The following is a 15377-nucleotide window of genomic DNA, read 5'->3' on the forward strand; positions in this document are numbered from 1 at the left end:
GGGCCGGAACCGTAAAGAGGGAGCATGACCACCGAGCTGCGACCCGGCGAAGTTATCGCCGGGTATGTGATCGCGCGGCGAATCGGTGCCGGGGGATCGGGCGTCGTCTATGCGGCGCGGCACCCGCGGCTGCCGAGATTGACGGCTCTTAAGATCTTGAAGCGCGACGATGTCGCCGAGGATGCCGATGTCTGGCGGCGTTTCGAGCGGGAGGCCGATATCGCCGCCCACTTCGACCATCCCAATATCGTGCAGGTCTTCGACCGCGGCGTCACCGACGACATCTTCTGGATCTCCATGCAGTTCATCGACGGCGTGGATGCCGCTGAGCTGCACCATGTCTCGGCCGATCGCGGCCTGCGCATCGCCACCGAGATCGGGGCCGCGCTCGACTACGCGCACGGCAAGGGCGTACTGCACCGGGATGTGAAGCCCTCCAACATTCTCATCGCCGATCCGGACAGCGGCCGCCCGGAGCGCGCCCTGCTCACCGACTTCGGCATCGCCCGGCTGCGCGATGAGACTACGAAGCTCACCCATACCGGAAATATCTCCGCCACTTTCGCTTTCGCGTCACCCGAACAGGTAAGCGGCAAACCGGTCGGTCCGAGATCCGATCAATACTCGCTGGCCTGCACACTTTTCGTACTCCTCACCGACCACCGACCCTTCCGCGCCGACAATCCGCTGGGCTGGGTGCACGCCCACACCCAGGAGCGGCCGCTGCCCATCAGCGAGGTGAACCCCGACCTCCCGTCCGCCCTGGACGCCGTCTTCGAGCAGGCCATGGCCAAGGATCCGGAGGATCGCTTCGAGAGCTGCGCGGACTTCGCCTACGCCGCCACCCAGGCGTACTACTCCGATCCGGCGCTGGCCCGCACCGCCCCCGCCCGGCTGCTCCCGCATCCGCCGCCGCGCCGTCCACGCGGCCGGAAACCCTGGTGGCGCAGCCTGCTCCACCGTCGCACCCTCATTCCCGTGGCGGTAGCCGCCGTGACCGCCGCGGTGATCGGCTTCGCCTTCCACCAGGGCAGCCCCGCACCCGCCCCGATCGCCGATACCGGCCTGGTCCCGGCCCGTTTCGTCGGCACCTGGCTGGCCACCGAGGGCCAGACCAACTACCGGCTCACCGTGCAGCAGGCCAAGACGGGCGACCCGGTGCTGTCCAATCGCGTGGATGGCGTGCTGCCCAACGGGACTCCCTTCCACTGCGAGTTCTCCGCACCCTTGGACGCGGTGCCCAAGGAGGGAGATCGGCTCATCGTCGGCACCTCCGAGATCGTGGTGCGGGAACCGGCCAATGCCTGCAAGGCCAACGGCCCCACCACCCTCACCCTGCTGCCCGACGGCCGGGTCAGCCGCAAAACCGATGTGAGCGGCCTGATCACGTACACCAGCGCCGACGCCGTGGTCTCCTCCTGGGGGCACGACGACATCGCCATCGCCCGCGCCTTCCCCAGCCTGATCGGCCAGCTCGCCTCCACCGGCACCGCCGTCGGCTGGCAGGGCGGCTCGTGCCAGGCCCGCGATCCCGGCCCCGGCGAGTCCGCCCAGGGCGCGCACCGGGTGCGCTGCAACGCCGACGACACCACCGGCCAGGTCCACTTCGACGTCATCGACTTCGATACCCGCCCCGGGCAATCGGTGGCCCAGCTGTTCTTCGCCGACAACGCCATCAAGGTCAGCGGCGTCGACCACGACGATGTGGCGGGCCAACTGACCATCACCACCGCGGCGGCCGTCGACTCGGCCGCCACCCAGGACTCCGAAGCCCACCGCGTGCTCGCCGCCGTCTCCTTCCCGGACGGGGATCCCCGATCCCGTTTCGTCATGGTGTTGCGCTGGCCCGGGCACACGGTGAACAGCCTCCTGACCGACTGGCTCGAGAGGGCTCCCTTGAAGTAGGTAGGTGTGCGTCATGTCCGATCTGAAGCCGGGCGAGGACATCGCCGGATATGTGATCGAGCGCTGGATCGGAGCCGGGGGATCGGGCACCGTCTACGCGGCACGCCACCCCCGGCTACCACGCCTGGCCGCCCTCAAGGTATTTCAGCGCAACGAGGTGAACGCGGACGCCGAAGGCTGGCGGCGTTTCGAACGCGAGGCCGACATCACCGCCCGCTTCGACCATCCGAATATCGTCTCGGTCTACGACCGGGGGCTCGACGACGGGCGACTGTGGATCGCCATGCAGTACGTGGAAGGCCCGGACGCGGACGAACTTTCGGGCCTGTCCCCGGAGCGGGCGCTGCGCATCGGCGAGGGCGTCGCCGCCGCCCTGGACTACGCGCACGGCAAGGGGGTGCTGCATCGCGACGTCAAACCGTCGAACATCATGCTCTCCCCGGCCGAGGACGGCCGCCCGGAACGCGCGCTGCTCACCGACTTCGGCATCGCCCGGCTGCGCGACGAGACCACCCATGTCACCAAGACGGGGGACATCTCGGCCACCTTCGCCTTCGCCTCGCCCGAGCAGGTGTCGGGGCGCTACCTCGACCCGCGCACCGACCAATACTCCTTGGCCTGCACGCTTTTCGTGCTGATCACCGGGTCGCGGCCCTTCCTGGCCAATGATCTGGCGGGCCTGATCCTGGCGCACACCGGCACGCCGCCGCTGCACGTCACCCAGGTGCGCCCGGATCTGCCGTCCGCCTTCGACGCCGTCTTCGATCGTGCGCTGGCCAAGTATCCGGACGAAAGATTCGCCAGCTGTACCGAGTTCACCGACGCCGCCTGGGCGGCTTGGCGCGCGCCCGCCGCCCCGACGACCGCGGTCGAGACCCCGCCGCTCGGCTTCGCGGCCGACCCGACGGTGCTGCGCTCGCCGCGCACGGATCCGACGGTATTGCGTTCGCCGCGTACGGATCCGGCGATGCTGCGTTCGCCGCGTACCGATCCGACCACGCTCGGCCCGGGCCACTATTACGCCGATCCGGGGCCCGCGCCCTACGGCGTCGTCTACGGTCCGGGTGCGGCTCCGGCCGAAGACGCTGTGTCACACCGGCATCGGGCTCCCGAACCCCGGCAGTCCGGGGCAGGGACCGGTCGCGGCATCCTCATCGGACTGCTCGCCGTGATCGCGGCGGCGGTGATCGGGGGCAGCGCGGTCTGGGTGGTCGCGGATCTGGAGAGCCACGGAACTCCCAGTGGCGCACCACTGTCGGCGGCGGTGCCGACCGTGGCCACGGCGGTCCCGATCACCTCCACGGTCGCCGCCACCGCGCCGCCGGCACCGGCGGGCAAGGTGCCCGCCGACTTCGTCGGCGAGTGGTCGGGATCCAGCGATTCCAACACCAACGACTATCGCCTGAGCATCCGTCAGGGTGATCTGAACCAACCGGTCGTAACCTCGACGATTCTGACCGGCGGCCAGGTGATCTGCGTGTTCGACTACCGTCTGATCGCCGTGCCCAGCACCGGCGACATCACCCTCGGCGCGGGCACCCTCGACTCCGGCATCAGCGGCTGCCAGGTCCAGGGCCAGCACGAACTGGTACTGAGCAATGGCGTGATCACCCGGGCCCTGTCGGTCAGCGGCTTCGTGACCTACCACAAGACCGGCTGAAACGGCCTACACCAGCCCGCGCACATCCCAGAGCCATACGCCGTCGACGTAGGTGGCGGGGAAGCCGAGCAGCTGGTCCACGGTCAGCCGGAGGGTATCGCCATTGTCGGTCGGCGGCAGCACCACCACATCGGCGTGCCAGTAGCGCAGATCCGCCAGCGCCTGCGCGCGGGCGGCATCGTCCACGGCCGGAACGGTGTTGGACCGCTGGGCCTTCATCAGCAGGCTCGCGGTGGGGCGATCGTCCGGGCCGTAGCGGCCCTTCTTGGAAGCCCCGGTCGGTCCGACGAAATAGCCTCCGGCGAGCGGGAATTCGAATCCGGAATTGACCTGCCACTGCAATGCGCGGGCATCCGGCGGGGTCGGCGGCGGCGCGATGACCACCGAACCGTGCGAAACGTATTGCCGCACCGTGCCATCGGTGAAGAACGCCGGGGTGGCGGGCCGCTGCACCACCGGCAGGATGGTCGGCGTGAGCGGCATCAGGGCGCAGGCCAGCGCGGCGAAAAGCGCCAGCGGCCGCCAGTCGGTCGCGGAGACCTTCCAATAGTCCAGGGCCCGTTGGGTGGCCAGCGCCAGGATGACGGCAATGGCCGGAATCGCGGCCATGGTGAAACGCGACTCCAGCACCGTGTCCAGCAGCGCCATATTCTCGAAGTGCTTCCACGGCAGGCTGATTCCGGTGTCGTGCTTGCCGAGCATCAGGACCGAGCCCAGCGACATCACCGAGAACGTCACGATCACCACGGCGGCGGCGCGCACCACCCGTTCGCGCCACATCAGCACCGTGGCCACCGCGACCACGATCCACAGCGGCCAGCCGAAGTACGCGTTCTCCTCGGTGGGATTGATGGCCACGTTCTGCCCGTGCATGACCAGCCCGCCGAGGGATTCGGACGGGAACTGGAACAGCGCCTTGAGGTCGTTCTGCATCGTCCCGTGGTCGATGGACCGGTAGGACTGCGGGCCGAAGAACTGCCACCACAGCGGAATCTCGGTGAGCCCCAGCGTGATCAGCGCGGCGATCAGCACCGTCGGGGTGATGGCGCGCAGTTCGCGCAGGCCGGTGCGCGGGGTGTGCAGGTGGTAGACGAGCGCGAAGAGCCCGAATGACAGCGCGAAGATGAGCAGCGGCTCCTCGCCGAGCGCGATCTGCAATGCCACCAGCAGGGCGAGGATCACCGCGTCGCGGTTGCGCCGGGCCTTGCGCACCTCACCGGACGCGCTCGCGCGCTTGGCCATTCGGATCAACTGCAGCGCGATCAGCGGAAGCAGGGCCAGCACCACGAAATTCGGGTGCGCGTTGGCGTGCGAGATCATGGCGGGCGCGAAACCGCAGAACAGGCCGCCCACGGCCGCCGCGAACTTCGAGCTCACCACCTCGCGCGAGAACAGCCAGTACCAGGCGAAGGCGGTGCCGAACAGTCCCAGGGTGAGCACCAGCACGAAGGTCACCGTCGGGCCGAACAGCAGGGTGACCGGGGTGAGCGGCACCCCGACCCCGAACATGGCGGTATTGGCCATCATGTTCACGCCGTCGGGATAGTTCTGCAGCAGCGTGCCGAGGGGGTTCTCGAGATGCGCGATGTTGTGCGCGGTGACGGCGAAGAACCACTCCCACATGGTCTGGTCCTGGCCGCTCTTGATCAGATACCCGCGACCGGGGTGCAGCCATTGGCCGGACAGCACCAGCACCGCCAGCGACAGGTACGCGGTGGCCACGATCAGATCGGCGCGGGCGAGCCGGACGCGGCGGCGGACCCGCCGCTGCCGAGTGAGCTTGGGGCGAGCCGTATCCGGCGCGGGACGGTCGAGAACCGTTACCGCCGAACCGTTGTCAACCCCCCGGTCGAATACCCGCCCCTGTGCCACGCGCTGACTCCTTGATGCCTTGCAAATCAGCGGCCCACGCTACCGGGTTCGGCTGAGATTGCACTGGCAAGTGGCGTGGTTATCCACAGAAACCGGTGCCTATCCACAGAAATCGACCGTTTTCTGTGGATAAGTGATGCTTGTCTCGTTCTTTCGTTCAGACACGCACCACGAGGGTGAACGGGCCGATGACCGTGGTGCGGTAGCGCGCATCGTCGAAGAGGGACTTGGGGATTGCCGCTGTGATCCGCTTCACATTCGGGTCGTTCGGGTACACGTCCTGCGACAGGCGCAGCGTGTAGTCGTCGCCGGAACTGCGGAACAGGAACGCGTCCGGAGCCCGCCAACGGCAGTGGTTCAGCGCATCGGCGAGTTCGTCGGGCGTCTTCAACGTGCCCCAGCGCTGGATCTCGGCCGTGCGGTCCGCGAAGTCGGCCAGCGGGTTCGCGTAATGCGAAGTGAGAGCCTGGAATCCGTAGTAGGGGTAGACCGCCAGGAAACTGGTGTCCGCCGTCAGCACCACCGTCTGATCACGCGGCCGCCCGGTCTGCTCCAGCAGTTTCGCGTCGATCTCGCGGTAGTAGAACACCGCCGACGGGTGCCGCTCGTCCGCGCGTGCCCCATTGCCGTCGGTATCGGTGTAGGCCGTGTTGATCTCCGCCGCCAGCACGTTCGGGATGCCCTGGCTGAATCCGATGGCGCCCGCCAGCGCCACCGCCGCCGCGGCCAACCGGAACCGGCCGGGCTCGTTCAATGCCTGGTAGACCGCCCGCGCACCCTCCGCGAACCCGAATACCCCCGCCGCCGCCAGCAGCGCCTTCAGCGGGGACTCGAGCCGGAATGCCAGCAGCGTGGTGCCGGCGGCGGTGGCCGCCATGGACAGCAGGCACCACAGATAGATGGCGATCACGCCGATGCCGAGCGCCTGTGCGCGCCGCGAACTCCCGGCCCGCAACACCAGCCAGATCGTTCCCGCCAGGCAGAACGCCCCGAGCAGGTTGAACTCGGTCATGGGCAGCGGCAGTCGCGAACCCGACTCCGGCAGATAGTGGAAGGCCGAACCGGATCCGAGAGAAGCCTTGCCGGACACGAACTTCAGCAGGAACGGCGTCCACACCGTCAGTGCCAGCAGGCCCGAGACCGCGCCGATTCCGATGAGCCGCACCAGGATCGGCAGCATCGACCGCCAGCTGCGTTGCGCACGAATCGCGAGTCCGGCCGCGATCACCGCCATCAAGCACACCGCGAACACCGCGACACCGAAGTACAGGCTGTAGAAAGTGGCCGCGAGCCCGAGGAACCCTCCGGCTCCGAGCACCGCGCCCCAGCCCCCGGCCGTCGGCTCGGCGGCATCCGGCTCGGCGGGCCGGTGCAGCGCACCCCAGGCCAGCAGCAGGGCAGGGCCGAGCAGCAGGGTGAGCACCGCGCTGTACGCCTCCGGCGCACCGTAGGCCAGTGTCACCGCCGTCGTCGCGGCCGCCACCGCCACCGCCCAGTCGGCGCGAATCAGCTTGGACCACAACACCAGCGCGATGGCGGCCACCACCGCAAGCCCGATGATCGCGTACGGCTTGAACGCCTCCCACCCCGCCATCCCGGTCAGACTCGCGAACCGCCCCCCGATCCAGAACCACCCGGCCGGATAGAACGGTGGCAGATCGATGTAGTTCATATCGTGCAGCGCCGCACTGTCGGTCAGCCGCGTCAGATACTGGGTCCGGAACTCCTGGTCCACCGACATACCGAACAGGTACAGCTTGGTGGCTGCCAAAGGCATCCCCAGAGTCACCGTCACGAACGCTGAAATACCGCCCCAGGACAGCAGTTTCGCGAGCCAACCCCATTTGCGCAGCCGCAGCAGCACAACCGCCGCCACCAGCATGACCAGCGCGACCACTTGCCCCACCGTGGTCAGCGACCGAGTCACATTGGACGAGTTGAACGCCGGCCAGTGCACGGTCGAGAACGCCTTCAGCCCGATGCCCGCTACCACTGCGGCCACCAGCGCCGCCAGAACGGCCTCCCCGGCCGCCCCGCCGGCTTGCCGCGCCGCCAGAGTCAGTCGACCGCCAGCCCGTCCGCTCATCCGCACCCAGCCTCCGCATTCGTGTCCATGGACCGCGCGTCAGCCTAGCCAGTACCCCGCCCCCGGACACTTCGCCGGGCCTGCCGAGGCGGCGACGCCCGCAACGACCGGTGGTCGGCGCGGTAGTGGCCGGGCTCGACCCCGCCGGTAGCCTCGCGGAATGACCGAGCCCGCCTCCGCCGTGCCCGCCCCGCCGGATCGACCGGTCCGGGTACTGGTCACCGGGGCCGGTGGCTATCTCGGTGGGGCGGTGGTGCGGGCGCTGGCCGCCGCTGGGCACCGACCGGTCGCATTGATTCGGTCGGGTGGAGCCGATATTCCCGGGGCTTGGGATACACGGGTTGCCGACCTGCGCGACTCGAAGGACCTCCGCCGGGCGGTCGCCGGGGTCGATGCGGTCTGCCACCTGGCCGGACTGACCCGGGCCCGGGAGTCCTTCGACGAGCCACTGCGGTACTTCGAGGTGAATACCGGCGGCACCGTCGCGCTGCTCGGGGCCATGGCCGAGGAGGGCGTCACCGGATTGGTGTTCTCTTCGACCTGCGCCGTCTACGGCTCGCCCGACCGGCAGCCGATGACCGAGGATCTCCCCGTCGCGCCTCCCCATCCCTACGCGAGCAGCAAGGTGGCGGCCGAAGCGGTGGTCGAGGCCCAGGCTCTCAGCGGTGCCCTCGGCGCGATCGTGCTGCGGCTGCCGAATCTGGCCGGGGGTGAGGACCGCGACCCGACCCGGCTGATTCCCCGGGTGCTGGCCGCGGCGCGGTCACAGACGCCGCTGGGCGTGAACGGGGATGGCAGTGCCGTGCGGGACTACTTGCATGTGGATGATGCCGCTGCCGCGTTCGTGGCGGCCGTGCACCGGCTCCCGGCACCGGGTGTCTTCGCGCGCTACAACCTCGGAAGTGGGCGGGGTACGAGCATTCTCGATGTGGTGGCCGCCGTCGAGCGGGTGACGGGCCTCCGGGTTCCGTTGACGCACAATCCACCCGCCGCCGAACCGGCGACCCTGGTCGTCGACGCCACCAAGGCGGCGGCCGAGCTCGACTGGCAGCCAAAGCTTTCCGAGGTCGACGCCATCATCGCGTCCCTCGGATAACGACAACGCCGCTCCCGGTCGAACCGGGAGCGGCGCTGGTCTGTCGGGGTTTCAGGGGTTTACCCCTGAGAGTCAGATAGGCAGCTTGCGGAAGATCGGGCGCGGGACGTGGCGCAGGATCATCATCACGAAGCGGAAAGAGCCCGGGGCCCAGACGATTTCCTTGCCCTTCTCGGAGGCGGCCACGGCGAGGAGGGCGACGTCCTCCTTGTTGACCGTGAACCCGTTCTCCTTGGCGTGCGCGGAGAGCTTGGTGCGCACCATGCCGGGGCGGATGACGGTGACGCGCGGGCCGAACTTGGCCAGCGCCTCGCCGAGACCCAGGTAGAAGCCGTCCAGCCCCGCCTTGGTGGAGCCGTAGACGAAGTTGAAGCGGCGCACCCGCTCGCCGGCGACCGAGGACATGGCCAGAATGCGGCCGAAGCCCTGCGCCTTCATCTTCTCGCCGAGCAGCACACCCACGGAAACCGCGGCGGTGTAGTTGATCCCGGCCATCATGACGGCCTTGCGCTGGTCCTGCCAGAAGATCTCGCCGTCGCCGTCGATGCCGAACGCGACCACGGCCACGTCGATATCGCCGCCGGCCCAGGCCGCGTCGATGACGGCCGGGTGGGTCTCGGTCTCCAGCGCGTCGAAGTCGATGACCTGCACCTCGGAGGCGCCGGCCGACTTCATCTGCTGCACCGCGTCCTCACGCAGCGGATCGCCCGGCAGCGCGGCCAGGACGATGCGCATGGGGCCCTTCTTCAGATACTCGGCGCAAATCGCCAAGCCGATCTCCGAGGTGCCGCCCAGCAGCAGAATGGACTGCGGATTCCCTACCGCATTGATCACTGAAGCTCCAGCCTTCTCGCCATATCGGACATGAAAACGCCTGTGGGGTCGACACTTCGGCGGATCTTGATCCACTCGTCGATCCGCGGGTACATCTGGTGGAAAGTCTCCGCGTCGGTGCGCGAATCCTTGGCAGTGTAGAGGCGACCGCCGAATTCCAGGACGCGCCGGTCCAGTTCGCGCACGAACTCGTTGAGGCCGGGCCGCACCGGGAAGTCGACGCAGATGTTCCAGCCCTCCATGGGGAAGCTCAGCGGGGCCGGGTTACCCGGGCCGAAGAACTTCAGTACATTGAGCGCCGTGTAATGCCCCGACCGCTGGATATCAACGATGATCTTGGTGAATTCATCGAGCGCCTCGGGCGGCAAAACGAACTGGTACTGGATGAATCCGGGCGAACCGTAGGCCCGATTCCACTCCGAGACCACGTCGAGCATGTGGTAGAACGCCGTCAAGTTCATGATCTTGTCGGTGTAATTGCCGCCGAGCGCGTAGTACGCCTCGCCGACCATGCCCAGCGTGAACTTGTTGACCGCGAAGGTCGGGAAGATATCCGGCACCGTCATCAGATTCGGCGCATCGAACTTCAGCGGATTCTTGCGCAGCTTCTTCGGCAGCTCATCGAGTTTCGCCAGGCGACCGCGAGACACATTGGCGCGCCCCAGCTTCGGCGGCGCGCTGATCGCGTCGAACCAGGTGGAGGAGTAGGTGTAGTTCTCCTCGGACCCGTCCTTGTGGACCGCGATGGTCTCGTCCAGGCCGGTGGTCTTGATGCCGTCGGCGATGAAGTACGCCGTCTCGGTCGGCGTCATCTCGATGGTGGCGCGCAGGATGATGCCGGTCAGGCCGTTGCCGCCGACGGTGGCCCAGAACAGCTTCGCGTTCTTCTTGGGCCCGATGGTCTGCACCTTGCCGTCGGCGGTGAGCAGATCCAGCGAGCGCACGTGATTGCCGAAGCTGCCCGCGCTGTGGTGGTTCTTGCCGTGGATGTCGGAGCCGATGGCCCCGCCCACGGTCACCTGCCGGGTGCCCGGCAGCACCGGAACCCACAGGCCGAACGGCAGCGCCGCCTTCATCAGCTGGTCGAGGGACACGCCCGCGTCCACATCCACCAGCCGGGAGTCCCGGTCGATGCGGTGAATGCGGTTGAGCGCGGTCATGTCGACCACCAGGCCGCCGGCATTCTGCGCGTGATCGCCGTAGGAGCGGCCCAGGCCGCGGGCGATGACACCGCGACGCAGATGCGCGGGCTTGGCGTCGTTGTCCTCCGCGACCATGGCGACCGCCTTGGCGATCAGCTCGGGGTCATTGGTGGAGAGCACTTCCGACGTGGTGGCTGCGGTACGACCCCAACCGGTCAAGCGCCGGGTCTGCGTCGGCAGAACCTGCGACGCGGTGCCCTCTTGATCTTTGCCGACGACCGGGCTCTCGCCTGCGGAGCTGAGCTCCGCGGCGGCCGCGGTGGTGGTCTGAGCTTTCGTGGACATCGGCATAGAGGCTACAGGCATAACCGTCTCGAGGCTTGTGTCCTTTGTCCCGGGCATTACTCTTCTGCTTTGTGACCGCGGAACCCCATCTGCCCCTGCCGCCCGAGCTGCCCCTCGTCGACGAACCGGGTGGTACGGACGTTGATCTGAAGACCCAGATCATTCGATTCGCGGTCACCGGCGGGCTGTCGGCCATTGTCGACTTCGGCCTGTACACGCTGTTGTTCAAGGTGGTCGGATTGCCGCTGCCGGTGGCGAAGTCGATCAGCTTCATCGCGGGTACGACCACCGCGTATCTGATCAATCGCCGCTGGACCTTCAAGGCGGAGCCGAGCCGCAAGCGGTTCATCGCGGTCATCGCGCTGTACGCGGTGACCTTCGCGCTGCAGGTCGGCATCAACCAGGTCTGCTACTACGCACTGCCGGATGCCTGGTGGCGCATGTTCTTCGCCTTCTGCGTCGCGCAGGGCACCGCCACCGTGATCAACTTCATCGTCCAGCGGGCCGTGATCTTCAAGATCCACTAGGAGTCGACGAGGGCGTTGTTCTCTTCCTTGGCCCGGAAGTAGTCGCCGCCCTTCGCGCGCATATTGTCGGTACCCCACTGCCGGGCCTCGCGTTGCGCCGGGACCAGGTGCGGAATGTGTTTGCGGCAGTGGATGTAGGCCTCTTCCACATCGACCACGACCCAGCGTTCCGGCACCCGCCCGCGCTGTTCGGCGGGCAGGTCGGGCACGCAGCGGCGCATGAGGGCGTCGTCGACGATGCGGGCGGTGCCATTGAGGTGCAGGCCGATGAGGTCGTGCACGAAATCGATCATGAGAATGCCCACGTGGGGGTTTTCGAGAATGTTGCCGAGGCTGGCCATCACGCCATTGCCGCGGTATTCCGGATACGCCACGGTGTGGTCGTCGATCACGTGCAGGAAGCCCGGATTGCCGGCGCGGAAGCTGGAATCGCATTCGCCGTGCTTGTCGGAGGTGGCGATGAACGCCATATCCATCCGGCCGATGAAATCGATCATGTGGGTATTGAGCCGATCCCGCACTTGATCGTTGTAGAAGCGCTGCGCCCGTTCCTCGCTACCGTAGCGTTCCTGCAGTTCCCGTTCGCCGTCGCTGCCGTTTCCGATACCGGGCATCGCGGGTCCCCTTTGGTAGCTGAATACCGGATAGAAGAGGCTCGGCCACGAACTACGGCCAGCCGAAATCCTATACGGTTTAACTATTTTCGTGTGGCGAATGCGTGAACCGGCACATCTGCCCTGGTGGGGCTTTCTCGACTGTGGCCGGACAAACGTTCCCGAGCGAGGATCCTCCCGGACGGAAGGGCTCACAAGAGTCGTTTGTCCCTTAACTGGGGGGATGCTGACCGTGGTTCCGGGTCGCAGGTCTGCGAGATCCCTAGGGGGCGCGGGGATTTCGCATTCCTGATTTGTCCATTTTGCAGAGTTTCGGCGTGCATTCTCCGGATGTCATCCCCCTAGCTGAGGGCGATCTTCGGTGCAAGAAACATAAATACCGAAAGGTCTATCTACTCGCCTTGCGCTCCAGTCGCATTCGATCCAGCACCGTCACCGCGCCCCGGCCCAGCCGCACCACGCCCTGATCCTCCAACTCCCGCAACACCTTGTTGGCGGTTGCCCGGGTGGTGCCGGCCATCGACGCCAGATCCTCCTGCGTCAGCCGGATCACCGCCGGTGCGCCCGCACCGTCCCCGTACGCGGCGGCCAGATACGTCAGCCGCCGCAGCACCCGCGTCTCCACCGGCAGATACAACGCCTCCAGCACCGCGGCCGAGAGCCGCCGCACCTGGGCCGCCAGCGAGGTGGTGAGAAACCGCTCCACCTGTGGATGATCGCGCCGCAGCCGCTCGAGCTGGGTCCGGTTCAGGGTCAGCGTCTGCACGTCGGTGGCGGCCACGATGGTCGCGGTGCGACGCGCCTCCGGGCTCAGCAGCGCCTGCTCGCCGAACATCTCGCCCGGCCCGAGCACGGTGAGGGTGGCGGTGTGCCCGAGCGGGGTGGTGACCCGCACGAGCAGCCGCCCGCTCACGATCAGATGCACGGAGTCGCCGGGATCGCCCTCGTGGCAGACGATGTCGCGACGCCGGAACCGGCGCGGCGTGCACGCCGCGACGAACTCTCGCCGCTCCTGCGGCGAAAGCCCGTCGAGCAGTTCGAATTCCGTCACGCTGTGCCTCGCGGTCGGGTCACGCCCGGCTCAGCGTGACTGGAACCCCATTGAACACGGCGTTGCCGGACGGGGCGTCGACCTGCGAATCATCGGTCAGCGCATTGGCGTTCACCCCGGCGTGGGTCCGCGCCACCGCCTGTGTGCTGTCGGCGTGTCCCCACCCGTGCGGCAGGCTCACCACGCCCGGCATGATGTCGTCGGTCGGCTCGACCTCGACGGTCACCGTGCCCGCCGCCGATTTCACCACCGTCAGCCCGGTCAAGCCCAGCCGCGCCGCATCCTCCGGATTGATCTGCAGCGTGCACCGATTCGACCCGCCCATCAACGGCCCCACATTGTGCAACCAACTGTTGTTCGACCGCAGCTGCCGCCGCCCCACCAGCACCATCTCCGGCTGCTCGGCGGTGGCCCGCGCGCGCAGCCGCACCAGATCGGCCAGCATCTCGGCGGGCGCGAGCTCCACCTTCCGCGACGCGGTGCGCAGCACCCCGGGCAGCCGGGACTCCAGCGGCCCCAGGTCGATGCCGTGCGGATTGTCGAGCAGCACTTGCAGATTCAGCTTGCCGCGCCATTCGCTCGACTCGTCGGGCTGGGTGGCCCACTCGCCGAAGGGGCCGAGCCGCAGCATCATGTCGAGGCGCTGTTCGGTGGTGTTGTCGCCCAGCAACTCTGCGCGCCGGTCGGCCACGCCGGCCTTGTGCAGCGTGCCCGCGATGACGATCTCGTCGATCACCGTGAGCGGGTCCAGGCCCGGCTGGGGTTGCTGGCCGGAGATCGCCAGCGCGAGGCGGGCCATCACCTCGGCCTCCGACATCTCGTCCGGGCCCAACGGGACCACGGGGCGCGAGTAGCGGGCGTAGTTGTGGACGGCGAAGTTGAGCAGCGCGAAATCGTAGTGCGGCGACTGCAGAATGCGCGGCGGCGGCAGGATGACGTCGGCGTGGCGGGTGGTCTCGTTGAGATAGCGGTCCACGCTGACCATGAACTCCAGGCCCGCGAAGGCGGCATCCAGCCGTGCGCCGCTGGGTGCGGACAGCACCGGGTTGCCCGCCACGGTCACCATGGCCCGGATCTGCCCCTCGCCGGGGGTGAGGATCTCGTCGGCCAGCGTCGCCACCGGCAATTCGCCCATGGCCTCGGGCAATCCGCGCACCCGGCTGCCCCAGCGTGCGGTGCGGAAGGGCCGCGACCGCACGATGCCCAGCGCCGCCCCGGTCGCGAACATGGCCCCGCCGGGCGAGTCCAGATTGCCGGTGAGCGCATTGATCACATCCACCAGCCACTGGGTGAGCGTCCCGAATTCCGCCGTGCAGGTGCCGATTCGGGCGTAGACGGCGGCCGTCGGGGCGGCGGCCAGTTCGCGCGCGATCCGCACGATGGTCTCGGCGGGCACCCCGGTGCGCACGGCCGCCAGCTCCGGCGTGAAATCGGCGGCGGCGGCCCGGATCTCGTCCAGCCCGTTCACCTCGACGCGCAGCTCGGCCAGATTCTCCGCGAACAGCGTGTGCACGATGCCGAACAGCAGGTAGGCATCGCTGCCGGGCCGCACGAACAGGTGCTCGTCGGCGAGCTTGGCGGTGCGGGTGCGCCGCGGATCCACCACCACCAGTCGCCCGCCGCGTTTGCGCAGCGCCTTGAGGCGGCCCGGGAAATCCGGTGCGGTGCACAGTGACCCGTTGGATTCCAGCGGGTTCGCGCCCATCATCAGCAGATAGTCGGTGCGGTCCAGGTCGGGAACCGCCACCGTCAGCGGATCGCCGAACATGAGCCCGCTCGACACCTGCTTGGGCATCTGGTCGGCGGTGCTGGCCGAGAACAGGCTGCGGGTGCCCAGCGCGCGGATCAGCAGCGGCACGTACAGCGCGCCGGCCACGGTGTGCGCGTTCGGATTGCCCAGGTACAGCCCGACCGCCTGATTGCCGAACTCGGCGGACACCTGCGGCAGCCGCTCCCGGATCACCTCGAACGCCTCGTCCCAGCTCGCCGCCCGCCAGGCGTCGGTGGCGCGATCACGAATCATGGGCCCGGTCAGCCGATCCGGATCGGAGTCCAGATGTCCGAGGGTCGCGCCCTTGGGGCAGATGAAGCCCCGGCTGAAGGGGTCGGCGTGATCGCCGCGCACCGCGGCGATGCGGTTCGCGCTGTCCAGGGTGAGCTCGAGGCCGCACACGGCCTCACAGAGCGGGCAGGTGCGCAGCACCGTCCGGGGGCTGTCCGTGACGTGGGTCATACCCAATGATCG

The 15377-nt window shown here is 68.0% G+C and carries 11 protein-coding genes; 4 read left to right on the forward strand and 7 right to left on the reverse strand.

Features of this window, described 5'->3' with window-relative positions; translation table 11 throughout:
• Nucleotides 1-24: 24 nt before the first annotated feature.
• Nucleotides 25-1905 (forward strand): serine/threonine-protein kinase, encoded by a 1881-nt coding sequence (locus ACFXHA_RS22000; RefSeq protein WP_379359483.1) that lies wholly within the window; start codon nt 25-27, stop codon nt 1903-1905.
• A 13-nt stretch (nt 1906-1918) separates the two neighbouring features.
• Nucleotides 1919-3565: a serine/threonine-protein kinase gene (locus ACFXHA_RS22005; protein ID WP_379359485.1), complete on the forward strand. Its 1647-nt coding sequence runs from the start codon at nt 1919-1921 to the stop codon at nt 3563-3565.
• Nucleotides 3566-3571: 6 nt separating this feature from the next.
• On the opposite strand, the gene ACFXHA_RS22010 is transcribed toward ACFXHA_RS22005, so the two are convergent.
• Nucleotides 3572-5437, reverse strand: a complete 1866-nt coding sequence (locus tag ACFXHA_RS22010) for a glycosyl transferase (protein ID WP_379359487.1) — start codon at nt 5435-5437, stop codon at nt 3572-3574.
• A gap of 157 nt (nt 5438-5594) precedes the next feature.
• Nucleotides 5595-7523: a galactan 5-O-arabinofuranosyltransferase gene (locus tag ACFXHA_RS22015; RefSeq protein WP_379359489.1), complete on the reverse strand. Its 1929-nt coding sequence runs from the start codon at nt 7521-7523 to the stop codon at nt 5595-5597.
• A gap of 160 nt (nt 7524-7683) precedes the next feature.
• Here ACFXHA_RS22015 and ACFXHA_RS22020 point away from each other — a divergent pair, with 160 nt between their 5' ends.
• The gene (locus tag ACFXHA_RS22020) at nt 7684-8619 is read left to right on the forward strand and encodes an NAD-dependent epimerase/dehydratase family protein (protein ID WP_379359491.1); all 936 of its coding nucleotides are present in this window, start codon (nt 7684-7686) and stop codon (nt 8617-8619) included.
• Between the two features lie 72 nt (nt 8620-8691).
• Here ACFXHA_RS22020 and ACFXHA_RS22025 read toward each other — a convergent pair whose 3' ends face one another.
• The gene (locus ACFXHA_RS22025; RefSeq protein WP_379359493.1) at nt 8692-9453 is read right to left on the reverse strand and encodes a decaprenylphospho-beta-D-erythro-pentofuranosid-2-ulose 2-reductase; all 762 of its coding nucleotides are present in this window, start codon (nt 9451-9453) and stop codon (nt 8692-8694) included.
• The gene (locus ACFXHA_RS22030) at nt 9450-10940 is read right to left on the reverse strand and encodes an FAD-binding protein (RefSeq protein WP_379359495.1); all 1491 of its coding nucleotides are present in this window, start codon (nt 10938-10940) and stop codon (nt 9450-9452) included. Before ACFXHA_RS22030 ends, ACFXHA_RS22025 begins: the two co-directional genes overlap by 4 nt.
• Nucleotides 10941-11011: 71 nt before the next feature.
• On the opposite strand from ACFXHA_RS22030, the gene ACFXHA_RS22035 reads away from it, so the two are divergent.
• Entirely contained in the window at nt 11012-11467 is a 456-nt protein-coding gene (locus tag ACFXHA_RS22035) for a GtrA family protein (protein ID WP_379359497.1), read from the forward strand.
• On the opposite strand, the gene ACFXHA_RS22040 is transcribed toward ACFXHA_RS22035, so the two are convergent.
• From ACFXHA_RS22040 to ACFXHA_RS22050, 3 genes are all read right to left on the reverse strand, one after another.
• Nucleotides 11464-12081 (reverse strand): pyridoxamine 5'-phosphate oxidase family protein, encoded by a 618-nt coding sequence (locus tag ACFXHA_RS22040; RefSeq protein WP_379359499.1) that lies wholly within the window; start codon nt 12079-12081, stop codon nt 11464-11466. The genes ACFXHA_RS22035 and ACFXHA_RS22040 overlap by 4 nt on opposite strands.
• Nucleotides 12082-12469: 388 nt before the next feature.
• Complete coding sequence (locus ACFXHA_RS22045) at nt 12470-13132, reverse strand: Crp/Fnr family transcriptional regulator (RefSeq protein ID WP_379359501.1); 663 nt, start codon at nt 13130-13132, stop codon at nt 12470-12472.
• A gap of 19 nt (nt 13133-13151) precedes the next feature.
• Nucleotides 13152-15365, reverse strand: a complete 2214-nt coding sequence (locus ACFXHA_RS22050; protein ID WP_379359503.1) for a molybdopterin-dependent oxidoreductase — start codon at nt 15363-15365, stop codon at nt 13152-13154.
• Nucleotides 15366-15377: the final 12 nt, after the last annotated feature.

The sequence above is a fragment of the Nocardia sp. NPDC059240 genome, from assembly GCF_042753865.1.
In the GTDB taxonomy this organism is placed as follows: domain Bacteria; phylum Actinomycetota; class Actinomycetes; order Mycobacteriales; family Mycobacteriaceae; genus Nocardia.

Bases quoted from the DNA above. Each gene is read 5' to 3' on its own strand.
- ACFXHA_RS22030 (WP_379359495.1), bottom strand. From the start codon at position 10,940: ATGTCCACGAAAGCTCAGACCACCACCGCGGCCGCCGCGGAGCTCAGC.
- ACFXHA_RS22015 (WP_379359489.1), bottom strand. From the start codon at position 7,523: ATGAGCGGACGGGCTGGCGGTCGACTGACTCTGGCGGCGCGGCAAGCC.
- ACFXHA_RS22020 (WP_379359491.1), top strand. From the start codon at position 7,684: ATGACCGAGCCCGCCTCCGCCGTGCCCGCCCCGCCGGATCGACCGGTC.
- ACFXHA_RS22050 (WP_379359503.1), bottom strand. From the start codon at position 15,365: ATGACCCACGTCACGGACAGCCCCCGGACGGTGCTGCGCACCTGCCCG.
- ACFXHA_RS22040 (WP_379359499.1), bottom strand. From the start codon at position 12,081: ATGCCCGGTATCGGAAACGGCAGCGACGGCGAACGGGAACTGCAGGAA.
- ACFXHA_RS22005 (WP_379359485.1), top strand. From the start codon at position 1,919: ATGTCCGATCTGAAGCCGGGCGAGGACATCGCCGGATATGTGATCGAG.
- ACFXHA_RS22000 (WP_379359483.1), top strand. From the start codon at position 25: ATGACCACCGAGCTGCGACCCGGCGAAGTTATCGCCGGGTATGTGATC.